At 60.6% G+C, this 14,970-nt stretch carries 12 protein-coding genes; 5 read left to right on the top strand and 7 right to left on the bottom strand.

Annotated elements, in window-relative coordinates; all coding sequences use genetic code 11:
- Window positions 1-23 precede the first annotated feature (23 nt).
- Complete coding sequence (locus tag ACVWYF_RS10800; RefSeq protein ID WP_457067702.1) at window positions 24-1,580, top strand: efflux transporter outer membrane subunit; 1,557 nt, start codon at window positions 24-26, stop codon at window positions 1,578-1,580.
- Window positions 1,581-1,756: 176 nt separating this feature from the next.
- Here the strand turns inward: ACVWYF_RS10800 and ACVWYF_RS10805 are convergent, their stop codons facing one another.
- Both ACVWYF_RS10805 and ACVWYF_RS10810 read right to left on the bottom strand, forming a co-directional pair.
- Window positions 1,757-2,335: a type 1 glutamine amidotransferase domain-containing protein gene (locus ACVWYF_RS10805; protein WP_457067704.1), complete on the bottom strand. Its 579-nt coding sequence runs from the start codon at window positions 2,333-2,335 to the stop codon at window positions 1,757-1,759.
- A 130-nt stretch (window positions 2,336-2,465) separates the two neighbouring features.
- Window positions 2,466-3,389 (bottom strand): NAD-dependent epimerase/dehydratase family protein, encoded by a 924-nt coding sequence (locus ACVWYF_RS10810; RefSeq protein WP_457067706.1) that lies wholly within the window; start codon window positions 3,387-3,389, stop codon window positions 2,466-2,468.
- Between the two features lie 105 nt (window positions 3,390-3,494).
- Here ACVWYF_RS10810 and ACVWYF_RS10815 point away from each other — a divergent pair, with 105 nt between their 5' ends.
- Window positions 3,495-3,686 (top strand): hypothetical protein, encoded by a 192-nt coding sequence (locus tag ACVWYF_RS10815; protein WP_457067708.1) that lies wholly within the window; start codon window positions 3,495-3,497, stop codon window positions 3,684-3,686.
- Window positions 3,687-3,786: 100 nt separating this feature from the next.
- Here ACVWYF_RS10815 and ACVWYF_RS10820 read toward each other — a convergent pair whose 3' ends face one another.
- The 4 genes from ACVWYF_RS10820 to ACVWYF_RS10835 form a co-directional block, all read right to left on the bottom strand.
- Complete coding sequence (locus ACVWYF_RS10820; protein ID WP_457067710.1) at window positions 3,787-4,227, bottom strand: hypothetical protein; 441 nt, start codon at window positions 4,225-4,227, stop codon at window positions 3,787-3,789.
- A 643-nt stretch (window positions 4,228-4,870) separates the two neighbouring features.
- On the bottom strand, window positions 4,871-5,650 hold the full coding sequence (locus ACVWYF_RS10825; protein ID WP_457067712.1) for a hypothetical protein: 780 nt from the start codon (window positions 5,648-5,650) through the stop codon (window positions 4,871-4,873).
- Between the two features lie 363 nt (window positions 5,651-6,013).
- Complete coding sequence (locus tag ACVWYF_RS10830; RefSeq protein WP_457067714.1) at window positions 6,014-6,946, bottom strand: carboxypeptidase-like regulatory domain-containing protein; 933 nt, start codon at window positions 6,944-6,946, stop codon at window positions 6,014-6,016.
- Window positions 6,947-7,527: 581 nt separating this feature from the next.
- Window positions 7,528-9,888, bottom strand: coding sequence for a mechanosensitive ion channel family protein (locus tag ACVWYF_RS10835; RefSeq protein WP_457067716.1), 2,361 nt, complete (start codon window positions 9,886-9,888; stop codon window positions 7,528-7,530).
- Between the two features lie 226 nt (window positions 9,889-10,114).
- Between ACVWYF_RS10835 and ACVWYF_RS10840 the strand changes: the two genes are divergently transcribed.
- Together ACVWYF_RS10840 and ACVWYF_RS10845 are read left to right on the top strand one after the other, a co-directional pair.
- Window positions 10,115-10,585, top strand: a complete 471-nt coding sequence (locus ACVWYF_RS10840) for a hypothetical protein (protein WP_457067719.1) — start codon at window positions 10,115-10,117, stop codon at window positions 10,583-10,585.
- 15 nt (window positions 10,586-10,600) lie between these two features.
- Window positions 10,601-11,971, top strand: a complete 1,371-nt coding sequence (locus tag ACVWYF_RS10845) for a M1 family aminopeptidase (protein ID WP_457067722.1) — start codon at window positions 10,601-10,603, stop codon at window positions 11,969-11,971.
- Between the two features lie 189 nt (window positions 11,972-12,160).
- Here the strand turns inward: ACVWYF_RS10845 and ACVWYF_RS10850 are convergent, their stop codons facing one another.
- Window positions 12,161-12,673, bottom strand: a complete 513-nt coding sequence (locus ACVWYF_RS10850; RefSeq protein WP_457067724.1) for an acyl-CoA thioesterase — start codon at window positions 12,671-12,673, stop codon at window positions 12,161-12,163.
- A 243-nt stretch (window positions 12,674-12,916) separates the two neighbouring features.
- On the opposite strand from ACVWYF_RS10850, the gene ACVWYF_RS10855 reads away from it, so the two are divergent.
- Entirely contained in the window at window positions 12,917-14,923 is a 2,007-nt protein-coding gene (locus ACVWYF_RS10855) for an FAD-dependent oxidoreductase (RefSeq protein ID WP_457067726.1), read from the top strand.
- The last annotated feature ends 47 nt before the right edge of the window (window positions 14,924-14,970 follow it).

The following is a 14,970-nucleotide window of genomic DNA, read 5'->3' on the forward strand; positions in this document are numbered from 1 at the left end:
GTATAGGTATTAATTCCATTGCAATGACTGCCAGCAAATTCCTCAAGTATCTTTCCCCTGTGCTCTTGCTGGCGGCTGGCTGCCAGCTGCTGCACCCCTACAGCCGCCCCGAAACGGCCACCACCGGCCTCTTCCGCGACGCGGCCACCACCGACACGACTTCCCTGGCCACCCGCCCCTGGCAGCAGCTCTTCACCGACCCGCAGCTGCAAAAGCTCATCACTGAAGGCCTCGCCAACAACCGCAACCTGCAAGTGGCCCTGGCCCGCATCGAGCAAAACCAGGCCCTGCTGGCCCAGAGCCGCGCCGCGTTTCTGCCCAGCTTGAGCGGCCGGGCCACCACCACGCTCTCGCGCATTGGCGGCGCTTTCGTGAGCACGGGCACCGGTGGCAGCACCACCACTACGGGCACCACGACTGGCGGCACCACCGGCGGCACGACCACGGGCGGCACTACTACCGGGGGTACGACCACGGGCGGCACCACCACGGGCGGAACCACTACGGGCGGCACTACGGGCACCACCAGCACCGACCAATCCACGGTGGTCACCGGGGGCACGGCCCACCAGTACCTGCTGGGCCTGAGCAGTAGCTGGGAGGCCGATGTGTGGGGCAAGCTGCGCAGCACCAAACGCTCCTACGTAGCCGCCGTGCGCCAAAGCGAAGCCTACCGCCGCGTGGTGCAAACCCAGCTCATCGCCGACATTGCCGACAACTATTACGCCCTGCTGGCCCTCGATGCCCAGCTCGACATCACCCAGCAAACCGTTCAGAACCGCATCAAGGACGTGGAAACCATGCGCCTGCTGCTGGAAGGCGACGTGGTGACTGGCGCGGCCGTGGTGCAGAGCGAAGCCCAGCGCTACGCCGCCGAAGTCACCATTCCCGACCTTCAGCGCAACATCCGCCAGACCGAAAACCTGCTGGCCACGCTGCTCGGCCGCACGCCCGGCCCCGTCGACCGCAGCACGCTGGCTGCCCAGGATGCCGCTCCGCCCCTGCTCACGGGCGTGCCCGGCCAGCTGCTGCGCAACCGCCCCGATGTGCAGCAGGCCGAATTCGCCTTCGAGTCGAGCTTCGAGCAGAGCAACGCGGCGCGGGCCTACTTCTACCCCAGCTTCACCATCACGGCCAACGGCGGCCTCACCAGCACCACACTCAGTAATTTGTTCTCGCCCACGGCCGTATTTGCCAGCATTGTGGGCGGGCTGGCGCAGCCCATTTTCAGCCAGGGCCTCAACCGGGCGCGCCTGCGCCGGTCGGAAGCCTTGCAGCAAGAATACCTCGCCACCTACCAGCAAACCATGTTTGTGGCCGGCCAGGAGGTTTCCAACGCCCTCTTTTCCTATCAAAGCGCCACCGACAAAGCCCGCATACGCGCCCTGCAGTTGGAGTCGCTGCGCAAGTCGGTGGAATACACGCAGGAGCTGCTGCGCGCCGGCTTCGCCAACTACACCGAGGTGCTCACGGCCCGGCAAAACCTGCTACAAGCCCAGCTCAATGGCGTGAACGACCAGCTGCAACAGCGCCAGGCCGTGACGGACCTCTACCACGCGCTAGGCGGCGGCTGGCGGTAGCGGGTTCGGTTGGCATAACCAAAAGAGAGAACGTCATGCTGAGCGAAGTCGAAGCATCTCTACCGCGTAACTAATCCTTATAATTGGGATTACTACTGCGGTAGAGATGCTTCGACTTCGCTCAGCATGACGTTCTGGTTTCAGCCAAATCGTTTAGCCGAAAACGGCAGGATACCTTAGTTCTGCCCGCCGTGCTGGGGCTCCAGCATCTCCTCCACAATCTTCTTGTTGAAGGCCGGAATGTCTTCCGGCTTGCGGCTGGTGATGAGGCCGTGGTCGCACACCACTTCAGAGTCTTCCCATTGGGCCCCGGCATTCTTGAGGTCGGTGTGCAGGCTGGGCCAGCTGGTCATGCGCTTGCCGCTTACCACGCCGGCTTCAATCAGCGTCCAAGGGCCGTGGCAGATGGCGGCTACCACTTTGCCCGAGCCGGCGAACTCCTTCACAAAAGCCACCACATCCTTGTTCAGGCGCAGGATGTCGGGGTTCATCTGGCCGCCGGGCAGCACCAGGGCATCGTAGTCGGCGGGCTTCACGTCGGTGATGACTTTGTCGACATCGACTTTGCTGCCCCAGTCCTTGTTGGGGCCATCCCAGCCCTTGATGGAGCCGCTTTTGAGGGAGATGACATGGGTTTCGGCCCCCTCGCCTTCGAGGTATTTCTTGGGCTCGTCGAGCTCGGCCTGCTCGAAGCCGTCGGTGGCAATGATGGCAATTTTCTTGCCCTTGAGTTTGTCGCTGCTGAAGATGCTCATCGTGGTTTGGAAAGTAAGAAGTGTAGCGCCGGAAGAATGCCCGGCTGCCTGGGTTTACGCCCGAAAAAGCCACAGGTTGGATAAAATTCGGGCATTAATGCCTGCGGGCGGCAGCATTGGCGCAATCTGCCTACGCCTTGCCCGTCTTGGCTATTATCTTGGTTTTGGCCTCGCGCCAGCTGTATTCGGGCTCGTAGCCCAGCTCGCGGCGTGCTTTTTCAATGGAGAGCAAGGTTTCGTGTCGGCCCAGCTTCTTGCGCACTTCCACCGTCGGGAATACCTCAGCCATCAACTCCGTCGAGGATTTTGACATCACGGTATCGGCATTGGCGATGATGAAGGCGTGCATGCCGGTAGCCGCCCACTCCACGGCTTTGCGAATGGCCTGGGCCCCGTCGCGGGCATCGATGTAGGCCCACATGTTCCATTTGCGCTCCTGCGGGTCGTCGTCATAGGCCGGGAATTTGGCGTAGTCGGCGGGCTCCATCACGTTACTGAAGCGCAGGCCCACGAGCTTCATATCCGGCGTCTGGTAGCAGAACTGGCGGGCCATGTCTTCCATCAGCACCTTGGCCAGGGCGTAGGCACTTTTGGCGCGCAGCGGGTAGTCCTCGTCCACAGGCGCGTAGGGCGCGGCTTCGTCGAAGGGTTCGCCCAGCGTGGTTTCGCTGCTGGCCCAGATGACGTTGCGGATGCCCAGCCGGCGCGCCGCCTCGAACACGTTGTAGGTGCTCATGATGTTGTTCTGGAAGATGTGGGCATCGGGAGCGATGCGCGGGGTGGGAATGGCCGCCAGATGCACCACCGCATCAAAGGCCTGCGGGGCCACGCCCGCGTAAATCTCCTGGCCCACGGAGGACAGCGCATCCAGCGCCTGCCCGAAATCGGCAAGGTCGGCCACCATGTGGGGTACGCCTTTGTCGGCCGGCACAGTGTCGACCACGAATACGTCATAGCCGTGGGCCTGCAAATCGGCTACGCACACTTTGCCCAGCTTGCCGGTGCCGCCCGTGACCAGCACGCGGGGGCGGGGCTTTTGGTTGGTTGATTTCATGAAATGGAATGCAATAGGTTTGGGCCGCTATACGGAATTCAGGGCAGAAGAACCGGGCCGCCGGGATGCAAAAAAGCAAGAAGCCCGAAGCAGAATACCGCAGGAGTGCCCGCCCCAACCCGCCCGCTACCCGTCAATAAAAAGACCACCGCCCCCATCACCAACCGGAGTAAACTCAACCCCAATGCCACCATCCGGCCCGGCGACTTCCGCCTCGCCAGCCACGAGTGGGACGTGACCTACGCCGGCATGCAGCGCGCTTCCGAAACCACCGGCGACTCCAAACTCGCGGCCTGACCCAGCAGGAAAACCAAACGGTGTAGCACGGACGCCAGCACCGGGGTTTTCGCGCCCGTCCCGTCCCCTACTGTGCTGAGCCGCCCCCACTCGCCGCTCCTCACTCCACCGGCACCGACATGGTTTTTACGGCAAACGTGGTATCGCCCATTTCCATGTACCGAATCAGGACGAAACCCTTCCGGCCGGGGTCTTTCTCAATGGGCTTCACCCCAGCCTCCCACTGGTTGCAGTGCGTGGCGAAGGGCTTCACCAAGGGCCGCCACTGGCCGGCCCGGTAGGTGTACACGAAGTAGTCCATCCAGCAGCTGGTGAACCACTCCGGCAGCAGCCCGATTTCATCGCCCCCGTCCCCGTTCAAATCGCCCAGGTTGGTGGGCGTGCCCCCGATGCAGTCCCCCTTCGCAATGGCCGGAAACCGCGCCTTCGAGAACCGTAGGTAGCTTGTGCAACCGCCCTGGCACTCCATTTCGCCGGTCACTTCGGGCGGCACCAGCCACACGTATTCGGCAGTGCCGTCGCCGTCGAAATCGCCCGACACCGCACCCTTTGGCAGGTGGGCCGGCGAGGCCGGGGGTTTTAATTTGGCTGGCTGGGTCGGGGTTTCGGGGAATGGGAGGTTTTGGTAGTGTTGTAGCAGCCCGTCCACAGGCCTGCAGCCAGCACCAACCCTCCCACCAAGCGAATTCTTCTCCTCACAGCTAATCTATTCAGCGGGTTTATCCAAAGATCAGTCCCACAGTTAAGTATAATACGGACTGGTCTTTCATAGCCGCAAGAGAATGGAATCACTCACACGGCAATCGAAATCACTTTCGCCAAATCCGGCACTTCCTCGCCCTGTTCCAACCGTCCGATGATAACGAATATTGCCAATGACTGCGCATTGGCGATACTTGCGCCCGCATGGTACAATCCGTCAGTGTGCCAGTAATTCGAGCACTACCGACAGCCAGCGGCCATCAGTCTTTTGGTTTATTTCGATAGTTATAATAACTACCTAAATTGATTATCCACGCTTACACTTTCCAAGTGAATACTGTGCCTATGCCCTAGTTGCTACCAAGTATCCCCCACGCCAAGTAATGTTGGGTTGAGCAATAAAACTTACACTAAACAACTCGCTCAAAATTCTGATTTTACAAAAAATCAAATACTTATATTTAAGAAAAAATATACTTGCATCATTGAATAGCCTGTAAATCGTTTTGCTTAGTTACCTGTTCAATTTTAACCCAAATAAAATTCTCATTATCCTGTATTGGATGCACTGCAATTACTCTAAATTCAATTCCTGGCTTAATTGCACCTACCGCAGGCTTATTCTGCCATCCATTAATTTCGTCATACGTTATATAGCCGGCCCTGAGATTGATTTTTGCCGTTGAAGATATCATGGAACCAGCTATTGGCACGGCTGTTTTACCTTCGGACTTATTATCAAAATACCGAATATTCCATCCATCGCCATCGCGAATGCCATAATATGCCCATCCCTCAAGAATGGTGTTAATATCCCCACCATTGGCGTTTACATGCGGAATTTTGTTTTTAGAATGATTTGATTTTAATACAAGTGGTGCCCGTACCAGCTTTGAATTAGCATCTAAATGGGTGTTCAAATCATGTGCGTTAGTATTATCATAACTGACAGGTTGTTTTAATGGCAGGGTAATTCTGGACGTATCTATCAGGTTAATTTTGGTTCTCCCAGCCTCTAAGTTCGATTTTAAAACCAAGACATCCGTTTTCCTACGCTTCAATTCTTGTTCTGTAAGTTTTATTTCTTCATTAAGTGCCTTTAGTTGTTGTGTTTTAATCTTTGTTGAGTTTTCCAAATGTCGGAGTGCAAAAAAGCTTGCTAACAAAGTCGCTACCATAATAGCTACCCCCGCCAAGCTTATTGTCGTCGCTTTTTTGGATACACGACCCAAGTTATCTAAATCATCAATTGCCGTCTTCATGGGAAACAGATGTGGTTCCGTTAATCAGAATTATCTTCAGAATTTTCATTGACTCAGCCCACATTTTTATCAATTGACTAGTACTGAATGTTATCAACCCCGTAGACCCAAAAAACAGTGCGATTTCCGCTGTTTTTAGTCTGTTCTCAATAAAAAGCTTACCTCCAATCGCTAATATAGTTAGTATCGAAAGAATATTAATTACCATGAATACAAGTCTTTCGCGCTCGAAAAGCTTTGTTACCCGCTCAATGGCAGTTACCGGGTCGGTGGGCATCAATTTTGGAGCAGGTGTCATCTCAAGATGGGTTTATGAGTGTCAACACAATGTAAGGAATTATATCTATAATTTTTTATTTATTCTTAAATCTTCCCCATCACCCCATCCAGCCGCTTCTTCACCCCGGCTTGCACCGTCACCGGCACCTCCTGCCGTGCATAGCCCGCGCCGCTGAAAACCACCGTGTACTCCCCCGCCGGGACGGGCAGGGCGTAGCGGCCATCGGCGTCGGTGAGGGTGGAGAGGGGGCTTTTCAGGCCCGGCACCTCTACCGTGATGCCCGGCGCGGGGCTGCCGCTGGCCAGGGCCAGGGTGCCGCGCAGGCCCGCCTGGCCGGGGCCGCGCACCAGGCCCAGCAGGTACTCGGTCTGGAAGAGGCGGGCCACGTCGGGCTGGCGGCGGAAGATGCGCTGAGCGTCGCGGTTCAGCTTCTGGTAGTCGTCGAAGAGGGCGCGGTTGGCGGTTTGCTGGGCCGTGGTGCCTTGTTGGGCGGTACCTTTTAGGCGCTGGTACTCCGCCAGCAGCTTGGTGACGTCGGCGGCCTCGGCGGCCAGGGTGTTGGTGAGGAAGGTGGCGGGCATCTGGCCCTTGGCCAGCAGCTCGTCTTTGTGGTCCTCGCCGAAGGTGTGGGCCGCGGCCAGTAGGGTAGTTGCGCTGGCCCAGTCGTTGTGGGCGGCCGCGTCGTAGCTGCCGTGGCCGGCGGCGTTGCGCATGGTGTCGTAGCTCTCGGGATAAGCCTCCTCAATGTAGCCATCGAGGCGCTGCCAGGCGGCGAGGTATTCGGCCAGTTGGGGCACCAGCTGCTGGCGCACGGCTTCGGCCTGGGCCGAGCGGGCGGTATCGTCGGGCAGGGCCTGGGCCGCCTTCAGGGCCTGGGCCTGGGTGGTGGCCAGCTGGGCGGTGTAGCCGCTTTTGTAGTCAGCGAAATCGCTGAGGTGGTCGGTGTAGGCCTGCCACGCCAGGGGCAACAGCAGGTACAGGTCGCCTTGCGACACGGGTAGTCCGGACTTCGTCATAGCCATTCAGGGTAGATGATGGGGGTGGTGAGCCAATTGCTCCGGCCAAATGTAGGCAGCTTATTCCGGCTTCCAAACGCCCCGGCCGCCGTAGAGGAAAAATGCAATAACTACCCTTGCAACCAAGTCTTTTTCAACCGTTATAAGCCCCCCGGCCGGGCCCGGCGCGGCCCCGCTGCCTGCCGCCGGTTCCCCGGCCGCTTCCGCCCCCTCCCCAATGGCTGCGGCCGGGGCATAGGGCATTTTTGCCCGCTCCCCAGCCGTTTCGGGCGCTTCCCCAGCCATTGCTGGCGGCTGGGCAACCGTTGCGGCCGCCTCCCCAGCGGCGGCCGCCGGCCGGAAATCCGTTGCCGCCGTGCCCGCGACGGCTGCCGCCGCCCGGATTTTTGTTTCTCGGCGGTAGCCGGAACATTCTATTTCAGAACCAGCCGCCGACACGATGTAGAGATGCCTCATTGCGTCTCGTCGTTGAACGACCGGAGCTGCGCCACCTAACCAACATCAGCAGTCGGTAGGTCAGCGGCGCTAACGGTGAGACGCAATGTGGTGCCTCTACATCGTGTCGGCATCCCCCTGATTTTCTAGCTCAGCATCAGCCCCTGCGCCGTGAACCGCCGGTAAATCCCCGATAGAATCTCGCTCTTCGTGAGCTGCTCTTGGCGGATATTGGTAATCCAAAACAGCACTTTTAGCTCGTACACCTGCCCGTTGATGCTGCTGAGCAGGATTTCGGGCGGCAGGTTGTGCATGGTGTAGGGGCTGGTTTTGATTTCCTCCTGAATCAGCTCGCGGGCGGTTTGCAGGTCGGTTTGCAGGTCGGTGCCGGGGGCCATTTTCAGCACGAGGTCCACCCGAATGTGGTCGTTGGTGCGCGTCCAGTTGATGACGTGGTTGGAAAGCAAATCCCCATTGGGCACGATGATTTCAGAACCCGTCACCGAAGTAAGCTTGCTCGACCGGATGCCGATGTCCTGCACCCGGCCCGCCTTGCCGGCCACCTCAATGAAATCGCCGACGTGAAACGGCCGCTCAAAAATCAGGATAATGCCCGACACCAGGTTGTTCACAATGCTCTGCAAGCCCAGCCCGATGCCCACGCTGAGCGCCCCAAACACGATGGCAATTTTGCTCAAGGGCAGGCCCGTGGCGGCCGTGGCCAGCGCGAAGCCCACCACCACCAGCAGCAGCCGCAACGCCACCAGCCACGAGCCCCGGTGCCGCGCCTCGGCGTTGTCGTCCTCCCCTACATCGCCAAAAAAGTAGCCGATATATTGCTGCAATTGGGCCGATACGAAAAGGATGAAGAAGAACAGCAGGATATTGCCGAGCGTGAATTCGGTGCTGCCCAGCGTGTGCGGGGCCGTGAGCACCTGCTCCAGCCCGGCGTAGAGGGTATTGTACACGTTGAGGTTGGAGGTGAACACCAGCAGCCACAGCGCCGCCGCCACGCCCGTGAGCAGGCGCAGCAAATGGGTTTCAATCTTGTCGAAATCGAAGGTGGCCTGCCCGCCATCGCCCGAGCGCGTGCCCAGAATCTGCAAGTGAAACGCCTCCGTGAACAGCTCCACGAACACCGCCAGCCCAATGCCCTGCGTGAGCCCGAAAATGGCCGCCGTGCCGAACATCTTCGCCAGACTCAGCCGCCCAAACACATTGCAGACCACCGCCAGCAGGTTCAGCCCAATAAACAGCCACGTCACGGGGATGAGGAAGCGCAGCAGCGCCATGGTTTCGCGCAGGCGCAGCAGCAGCAGCGCGCCCAGGCCGGCCGCCAGCACATTCAGCACCAGCAGGCCCCAGCGCGCGCCCAGGCCGGTGGCCGCGTTGGCGTTGGTGATGGTAAGCACCACCACGAACGCCACCAGCCCCAGCCAGTACCGAAACAGCTGCCGCGACCAGCTTCGGGCAAATACCGCCGTGAGGGCCACCAACAGCAGCGCCTGCAACAGCGCCAGGTACACGGGCGGCGGGTGCAGCTCCAGGGCCGGGGCCAGGCTGAACACCACCACGCAGGTAGCCGCTACCGGCCCCGGCCGCAGGTAGCGAAAATTCTCTTCCAGCGCCAGCGTGCGCGCTTGCACCCGGCGGTAGTTGAAGCGGACCCAGCCGTAGAACACCAGCCCGATGAGGAACATGAAGGCCCAGTTATCCCAGTTGTTGGCAAAATAAAAGCCGATGATTTCGCGCTTGTACCGCTCGTCCTGGTCCTCATCAGCATCAACTGGCGGCCCCGGCGTGGCCCGCGCCGCCCACAGCGGCGGAAAGGCCGCCTTGATTGTGGTGCGCCCGAAGCGGCGCAGCTGGTCGCCCACCTCATCCTGCAATTCCAGCGTTTGAATGTAGCTGGCGGCTACCTGCGTTTGCAGCTGCTTGGCCCGCTCGAAGCGCTTGGCGAGCAACCCGCCGATGCGCTTTTGCCGCACTTGCAGGGCCGAATCGGCGCGCTCCAGGGCCAGCGCCGCCGCGTCAGGATTGGGGGCACGGGCGGGCGGACGGGCCAGGCCGGCCAGCCGGCCCTGCATGGCTTCGAGCGCTTCGTGGGCCTCGCCCAGTGCCGTGCGCCACTCGGCCAGCTGCTCCTGAGTGTTGACGAGCATCAGCTGGCACATTTGCAGCTGCTTGATGTCGACCACCTGCCCGGTTTCCTCCACGCTGTGCCGGATGGCGTGCAGGTTTTCGTCGATATCGGGCAGCTCCTCCCCCACTTCCCGGGTGTCGAACACATTCCGTACCTGCCCCGAAATGCCGCTCAGCGTGGTGTATGCCACTTCGAGCCGGTGCGAGTCGTCGTGCGTCACGGTGTCGGGCACAACGACGGCGGTGGGCAGACGGGGCCGGAGCTGGGCGGCAACGGGCTCCAGCGTCAGCAGGCACAGCAGTAGCGGCAGCAGGCCGCTTTTTATCGGCTTTACGAAAACCAACAAGAGATTTGGAACGGGCATAGAGGAGCTTTAGACCGGAAAAGTACGCGCCAAAGGGTGGGCGTTATCCGGACAAAAGATGCAGCCGGACGTTGTGCCGCCGGACGGGGGCATTGCATCGACCGGGCGCAGCCTCGCCCCTTGTAACATAGCTTCAGCTTGCGCCGGGACCGCGCAACGAGGCACAAGCTGAAGCCTGTGCTACATCTTTGCAACGCGCCCGCCCTTATTCCCGTCTGTCCCCGCTATGATTCGAACCCTGATTACTCTCCTGCTGCTCGCCGGCCTGGCCGATACCGCCGCCGCCCAAGCCCTGTACCAACCCCGCGACATCAAGGCCGCCTTCGCCAAAGGCACCCGCAGCCCCGACGGCCGCCCCGGCTCCAACTATTGGCAAAACCGCGCCCGCTACGACATCACGGTGCAGGCCGCGCCGCCCGCCCGCGACATCCGGGGCCGCGAAACCATCACCTACACCAACAACAGCCCCGATACGCTGAAGCAGGTGGTGCTGCGCATCATCCAGAACATCCACAAGCCCGGTGCCAGCCGCGATGGCGATGCGGCGGCCGACTACCTTACCAGCGGCGTGGTGATTGACAGCCTCCGGGTGGCCGGCCAGCTCAAGCCCTTGCCCCAAAACCTGGGCACCGCGCCGGGCGTGCGCCTGCCCAAGCCCTTGCTCCCCCACGATTCGGTGAAGTTTGCCGTGGCCTAGCACTTCCCCATCTCGGTGGAAAGCGGCCGCGAGGGCATGATTGACCCCACCACTTTTTTCCTGGCCTACTTCTACCCCCGCATCGCGGTGTACGACGACTACAACGGCTGGGACCGCCTGCCCTTCGTGGACAGCAAGGAGTTCTACAACGATTTCAACGACTACACCCTGCGCGTGCAGGCGCCGGCCAACTACATCGTGTGGGCCACCGGCACCCTGCAAAACCCCAAGCAGGTGCTGCAACCCGCCGCCGCCAAGCTCCTGGTTAAGTCGATGACCAGCGACGCCGTGCTGCACATTGCCACCGCCGCCGATTTGGCCAAAAAGAGCATCACCAACCAGCAGCCCCTGAACACCTGGGTCTGGATCGCCAAAGACATTTCCGACGTCACCTTCGGCCTGAGCGACCATTACGTGTGGGACGCCGCCAGCGTGATTGTGGATGCCAAAGCCAAGCGCCGCGCCAGCGTGCAGGCCGCCTACGCCGACTCCACGGTCGATTTCCGGCAGTCCGTCAAGAACGCGCAGTACGCGCTGGGCTGGTTTTCGACCCCCGCCAATTGGCCCGGCGTGGCCTACCCCTTCCCCAAAATGACGGCTTTCCAAGGCTTTGCCGACATGGAATACCCGATGATGGTGAACGACAGCCCGCAGAAGGACCCACAGTTTGCGCAACTGGTACAGGACCACGAAATTGCCCACACGTACTTCCCCTTCTACATGGGCATCAACGAAAGCCGCTACGCTTTCATGGACAAAGGCTGGGCCACCACGTTCGAGCTGCTCATCGGCCGCCAGGAAAACGGCGTGGCCAAGGCCGACGAATTCTACAAGAAGTTCCGCGTGAACCGCTGGATTCACGACGCCGCCACGGCCGAGGACCTGCCTATCATTACGCCCAGCAGCGAGCTACGCGCCGGCTACGGCAACAACGCCTACGGCAAGCCTTCGCTTAGCTATTTGGCCCTGAAAGACATGCTCGGCGATGCGCTCTTCAAGAAAGCCCTGCACGAGTACATGGACCGCTGGCACGGCAAGCACCCCATTCCGTGGGACTATTTCAACTCGATGAGCAGCGCCAGCGGCCAGGATTTGAACTGGTTTTTCAACAACTGGTTCTTCACCAACGGCTACATCGACCTGGCCGTGACGGCCAGCGGCCCCACCGTCACCGTGCAGAACATCAGCGGCTTCGCCGTGCCGTTTGACATGGCCGTGGAATACACCGACGGCACCAAGGAGACGTTGCACCAGTCGCCCGCCGTGTGGCAGGCCAACCAGAAGCAGGCCATAATCACCGTGCCCAAAGCCGTGAAATCGGTGAAGCTGGACGGCGGCATTTTCATGGATGCCAACGAGAAGGATAACAGCTGGGCGCAGAGATAATAAGCGCTGCTTTTCGAATAGCCCCAGCGGGGCGGCATATCGGTAGTGGTGCAAATCGGTGGAATAACCAAAGCCCCAGCGGGGCGGCACTCGTTCACGCGAATGTCGCCCCGCTGGGGCTTTGACGTATTAGCATCAATCGTTACTACCGATATGCCGCCCCGCTGGGGCTATGAAGAATGCCGTCTTTTACGCCTCGCGCCGCAGCTTCTTCAGCTGCTGGCGCACCTCTTTCACGCGCTCATCGAAGCCGTCGGGGTCGTATTCCACGTTCTCCACATCGAGTTCTTCGAGCAGGTCCATCAGGATGTTGGAGTGGTCGGTGCGGGTGCCGGCGGGCGTCGTTACGAAGGCCATTTCGGACCAAAGCAGGGCCAGCAGACGGGTACCGTCCTCGTTGCGCATCTGCATTTCCAGCACCAGATTAGAATTGTCGAAGTGAATGAGTTGGCTCAGAATGCGGACCTGCGCGGCCTGTTTGGCCGGCTTGAGGTAGCTGATGTGGTGCTTGGTGATGACCCAGGCGGCGTTTTGCTCGCGGGCCAGCTCGCCCATGTTCAGGGCATAATGCGCAGTGGTGTGGTCTTCGCGGGCATTGAGAAAGTAGTCGAGGTAACGGGCGTTGTTGAGGTGGCCCAGCATGTCGCAGTCCTGAAAGTGGACGCGGTGCGTGGTTTCGGGCGTTTGGATGAGGCGGGGCATGCGGTTCAGGGTGTATCGGGAAGGGCAAAGGTCGGTAGTCTGGTCGTCATGCAGAGCGCAGCGAAGCATCTTGCCCGCAGTCACTATTCCTTTTAATTGAATTAGTGACTGCGGGCAAGATGCTGCGCTCTGCATGACGTTCTTTTTTCTTCACCAACTTATGCTTCCATTCCAAAAACTACTCGGCACGCCTAACATATTGCAGAAAAATCCTTACCTTTTACCTCCCAAAATTCCCGCCTTATGTTCTCTCTTACCCCCGCCCGCACCCTCGTCCTCCAAGCCCTGGCCGATACCTTCATTCCTGCCCTGCCCGATGGCAGCCCATCCGGCGCTACCGGCCTGAACCTGGACAAGTTGCAGGAAGCCATTCGGGAGCAGCCGGAAGGCGCACAAAATGAATTCAGCCAGCTGCTTGATTTGCTGGAAAAGCCGGTGCTGGGCCTCACTTGGTTTGGCCCCCTAAAGCCCTTCCGCAAGCTCGATGCCGCCCAGCGCGAGCACCTGCTGCAAAGCTGGGCCAGCAGCAACCTGCCACAGCTGCGCAAGGGCTTCAACGCGCTGCGCAAGCTGTGCGTGCTGTTGTACTACGGCGGCAGCATGGCCGAAGTACCGGCCGCCTGGGGCCACCTGGGCTACCCCGGCCCCGATGAAAAGCCGGTGGACTCGCCCAAACCCATTCACACCCTGCATCCCACGGAGGATACCACCTACGAATGCGACGTGCTGATAATCGGCAGCGGCGCGGGCGGCGGCGTGGTGGCCGGCGAGCTGGCCGAGGCCGGCTACGATGTATTGGTCATCGAAAAAGGCCCTTACTGCCACGGCTGCGACTTCACCCAGCGCGAAGTCGACATGCTGGGCAAGCTTTACGACGCCAAAGGCACCCTCAGCACCCAGGACGGCAGCATCGGCATCCTGGCCGGCTCCTGCCTGGGCGGCGGCACCACCGTGAACTGGGCCGGCGCCTTCCGCACTCCCGATTACGTCCTTCAGGAATGGGCCAGGGAGCATGCCGCGCCCCACTTCACCACGCTGGAGTTCAAGGAAAGCATCAACGCCGTGGCCCGCACCATCGGCGTGAACACCAACTACACCCGCCACAACGGCCAGAACCAGGCCCTCTGGGACGGCTCGACTAAGCTGGGCCAGGAAGTGAAGCTGATTCCGCGCAACGAAAAGGGCCTGACCGATTCCGACCACGACTTTCGCAGCCTGGGCTACACCTCGCTCGGCGACGCCCACGGCATTAAGCAGGGCACGCTGAACACGTATTTGCTCACGGCCTTCGAGCACGGAGCCCGCATTCTGGCCGATACCAAGGTCGATAAAGTGACCATCAGCCAGGGCCGCGCCACCGGTGCCGCCGCCATGCATACCACCGAGGATGGCCGCCAAGTCCACATCACGGTGAAAGCGAAGCGCGTGGTGGTAGCCGGCGGGGCCATCCAGACGCCCGCGCTGCTGCTGCGCTCCGGCCTGAAGCACCCGCACCTGGGCCGCCACCTGCACCTGCACCCCACCGTGGTGGTGGGCGCCCGCTACCCCCACGCCATGAACTCCTGGCACGGCCCCAGCATGAGCGTGGTGAACGACACCTACACCATGCTGCACGGCACCAACTTCGGCGCGAAGCTCGAAACGCCCCCCACCCACCCCGGCCTGCTGAGCATGGTATTACCCTGGCTATCCGGGAAACAGCACCAAGAGCTGCTGCGCGATGCCGACCACCTCGGCTCGTTCATCGTCCTCACCCGCGACCGCGACGGCGGCCGCGTCACCATCGACAAAAACGGCGCGCCGCTGATTGACTACACGCTCTCGGATTTCGACCGCGCCAACATGCTGGAAGGCGTGCGCGCCGCCGCCCAGATTCACGTCGCGGCCGGGGCCGAAAAAGTGTATTTGCCCCACGGCACCCTGCCCACGCTGGAAACCAAAGACGGCATTTTACTCAATCCCGAGCTCCTCGACAAGCTGCCGCACCTGAGCTGGAAGCCCAACCAGTTCGGCCTCTACAGCGCCCACCAGATGAGCACCTGCCGCATGGGCGGCGACGCGGCCACCCACCCGCTCAAGCTCAACGGCGAAACCGTGGAGGTGCAAAATCTCTTCGTGGCCGACGGCTCGGCCTTTCCGGCGTGCAGCGGCGTGAACCCCATGCTCACCATCATGGCGCTGGCCCACTTCACGGCCCAAGGCCTGAAAGCCCGCCGGGCCGTGGAAGCGCAGGCCGCCGCGATGGCCTGATGCGCCCTACCGGGCTTTACCTTTGGGGTCGATTTTAGGCACTTCAT

Source organism: Hymenobacter sp. UYAg731 (assembly GCF_054061335.1).

Coding starts and splice junctions, on each gene's coding strand:
- ACVWYF_RS10800 (WP_457067702.1), top strand. CDS start 24: ATGACTGCCAGCAAATTCCTCAAGTATCTTTCCCCTGTGCTCTTGCTG.
- ACVWYF_RS10805 (WP_457067704.1), bottom strand. CDS start 2,335: ATGAGCATCTTCAGCAGCGACAAACTCAAGGGCAAGAAAATTGCCATC.
- ACVWYF_RS10810 (WP_457067706.1), bottom strand. CDS start 3,389: ATGAAATCAACCAACCAAAAGCCCCGCCCCCGCGTGCTGGTCACGGGC.
- ACVWYF_RS10825 (WP_457067712.1), bottom strand. CDS start 5,650: ATGAAGACGGCAATTGATGATTTAGATAACTTGGGTCGTGTATCCAAA.
- ACVWYF_RS10830 (WP_457067714.1), bottom strand. CDS start 6,946: ATGACGAAGTCCGGACTACCCGTGTCGCAAGGCGACCTGTACCTGCTG.
- ACVWYF_RS10835 (WP_457067716.1), bottom strand. CDS start 9,888: ATGCCCGTTCCAAATCTCTTGTTGGTTTTCGTAAAGCCGATAAAAAGC.
- ACVWYF_RS10840 (WP_457067719.1), top strand. CDS start 10,115: ATGATTCGAACCCTGATTACTCTCCTGCTGCTCGCCGGCCTGGCCGAT.
- ACVWYF_RS10850 (WP_457067724.1), bottom strand. CDS start 12,673: ATGCCCCGCCTCATCCAAACGCCCGAAACCACGCACCGCGTCCACTTT.
- ACVWYF_RS10855 (WP_457067726.1), top strand. CDS start 12,917: ATGTTCTCTCTTACCCCCGCCCGCACCCTCGTCCTCCAAGCCCTGGCC.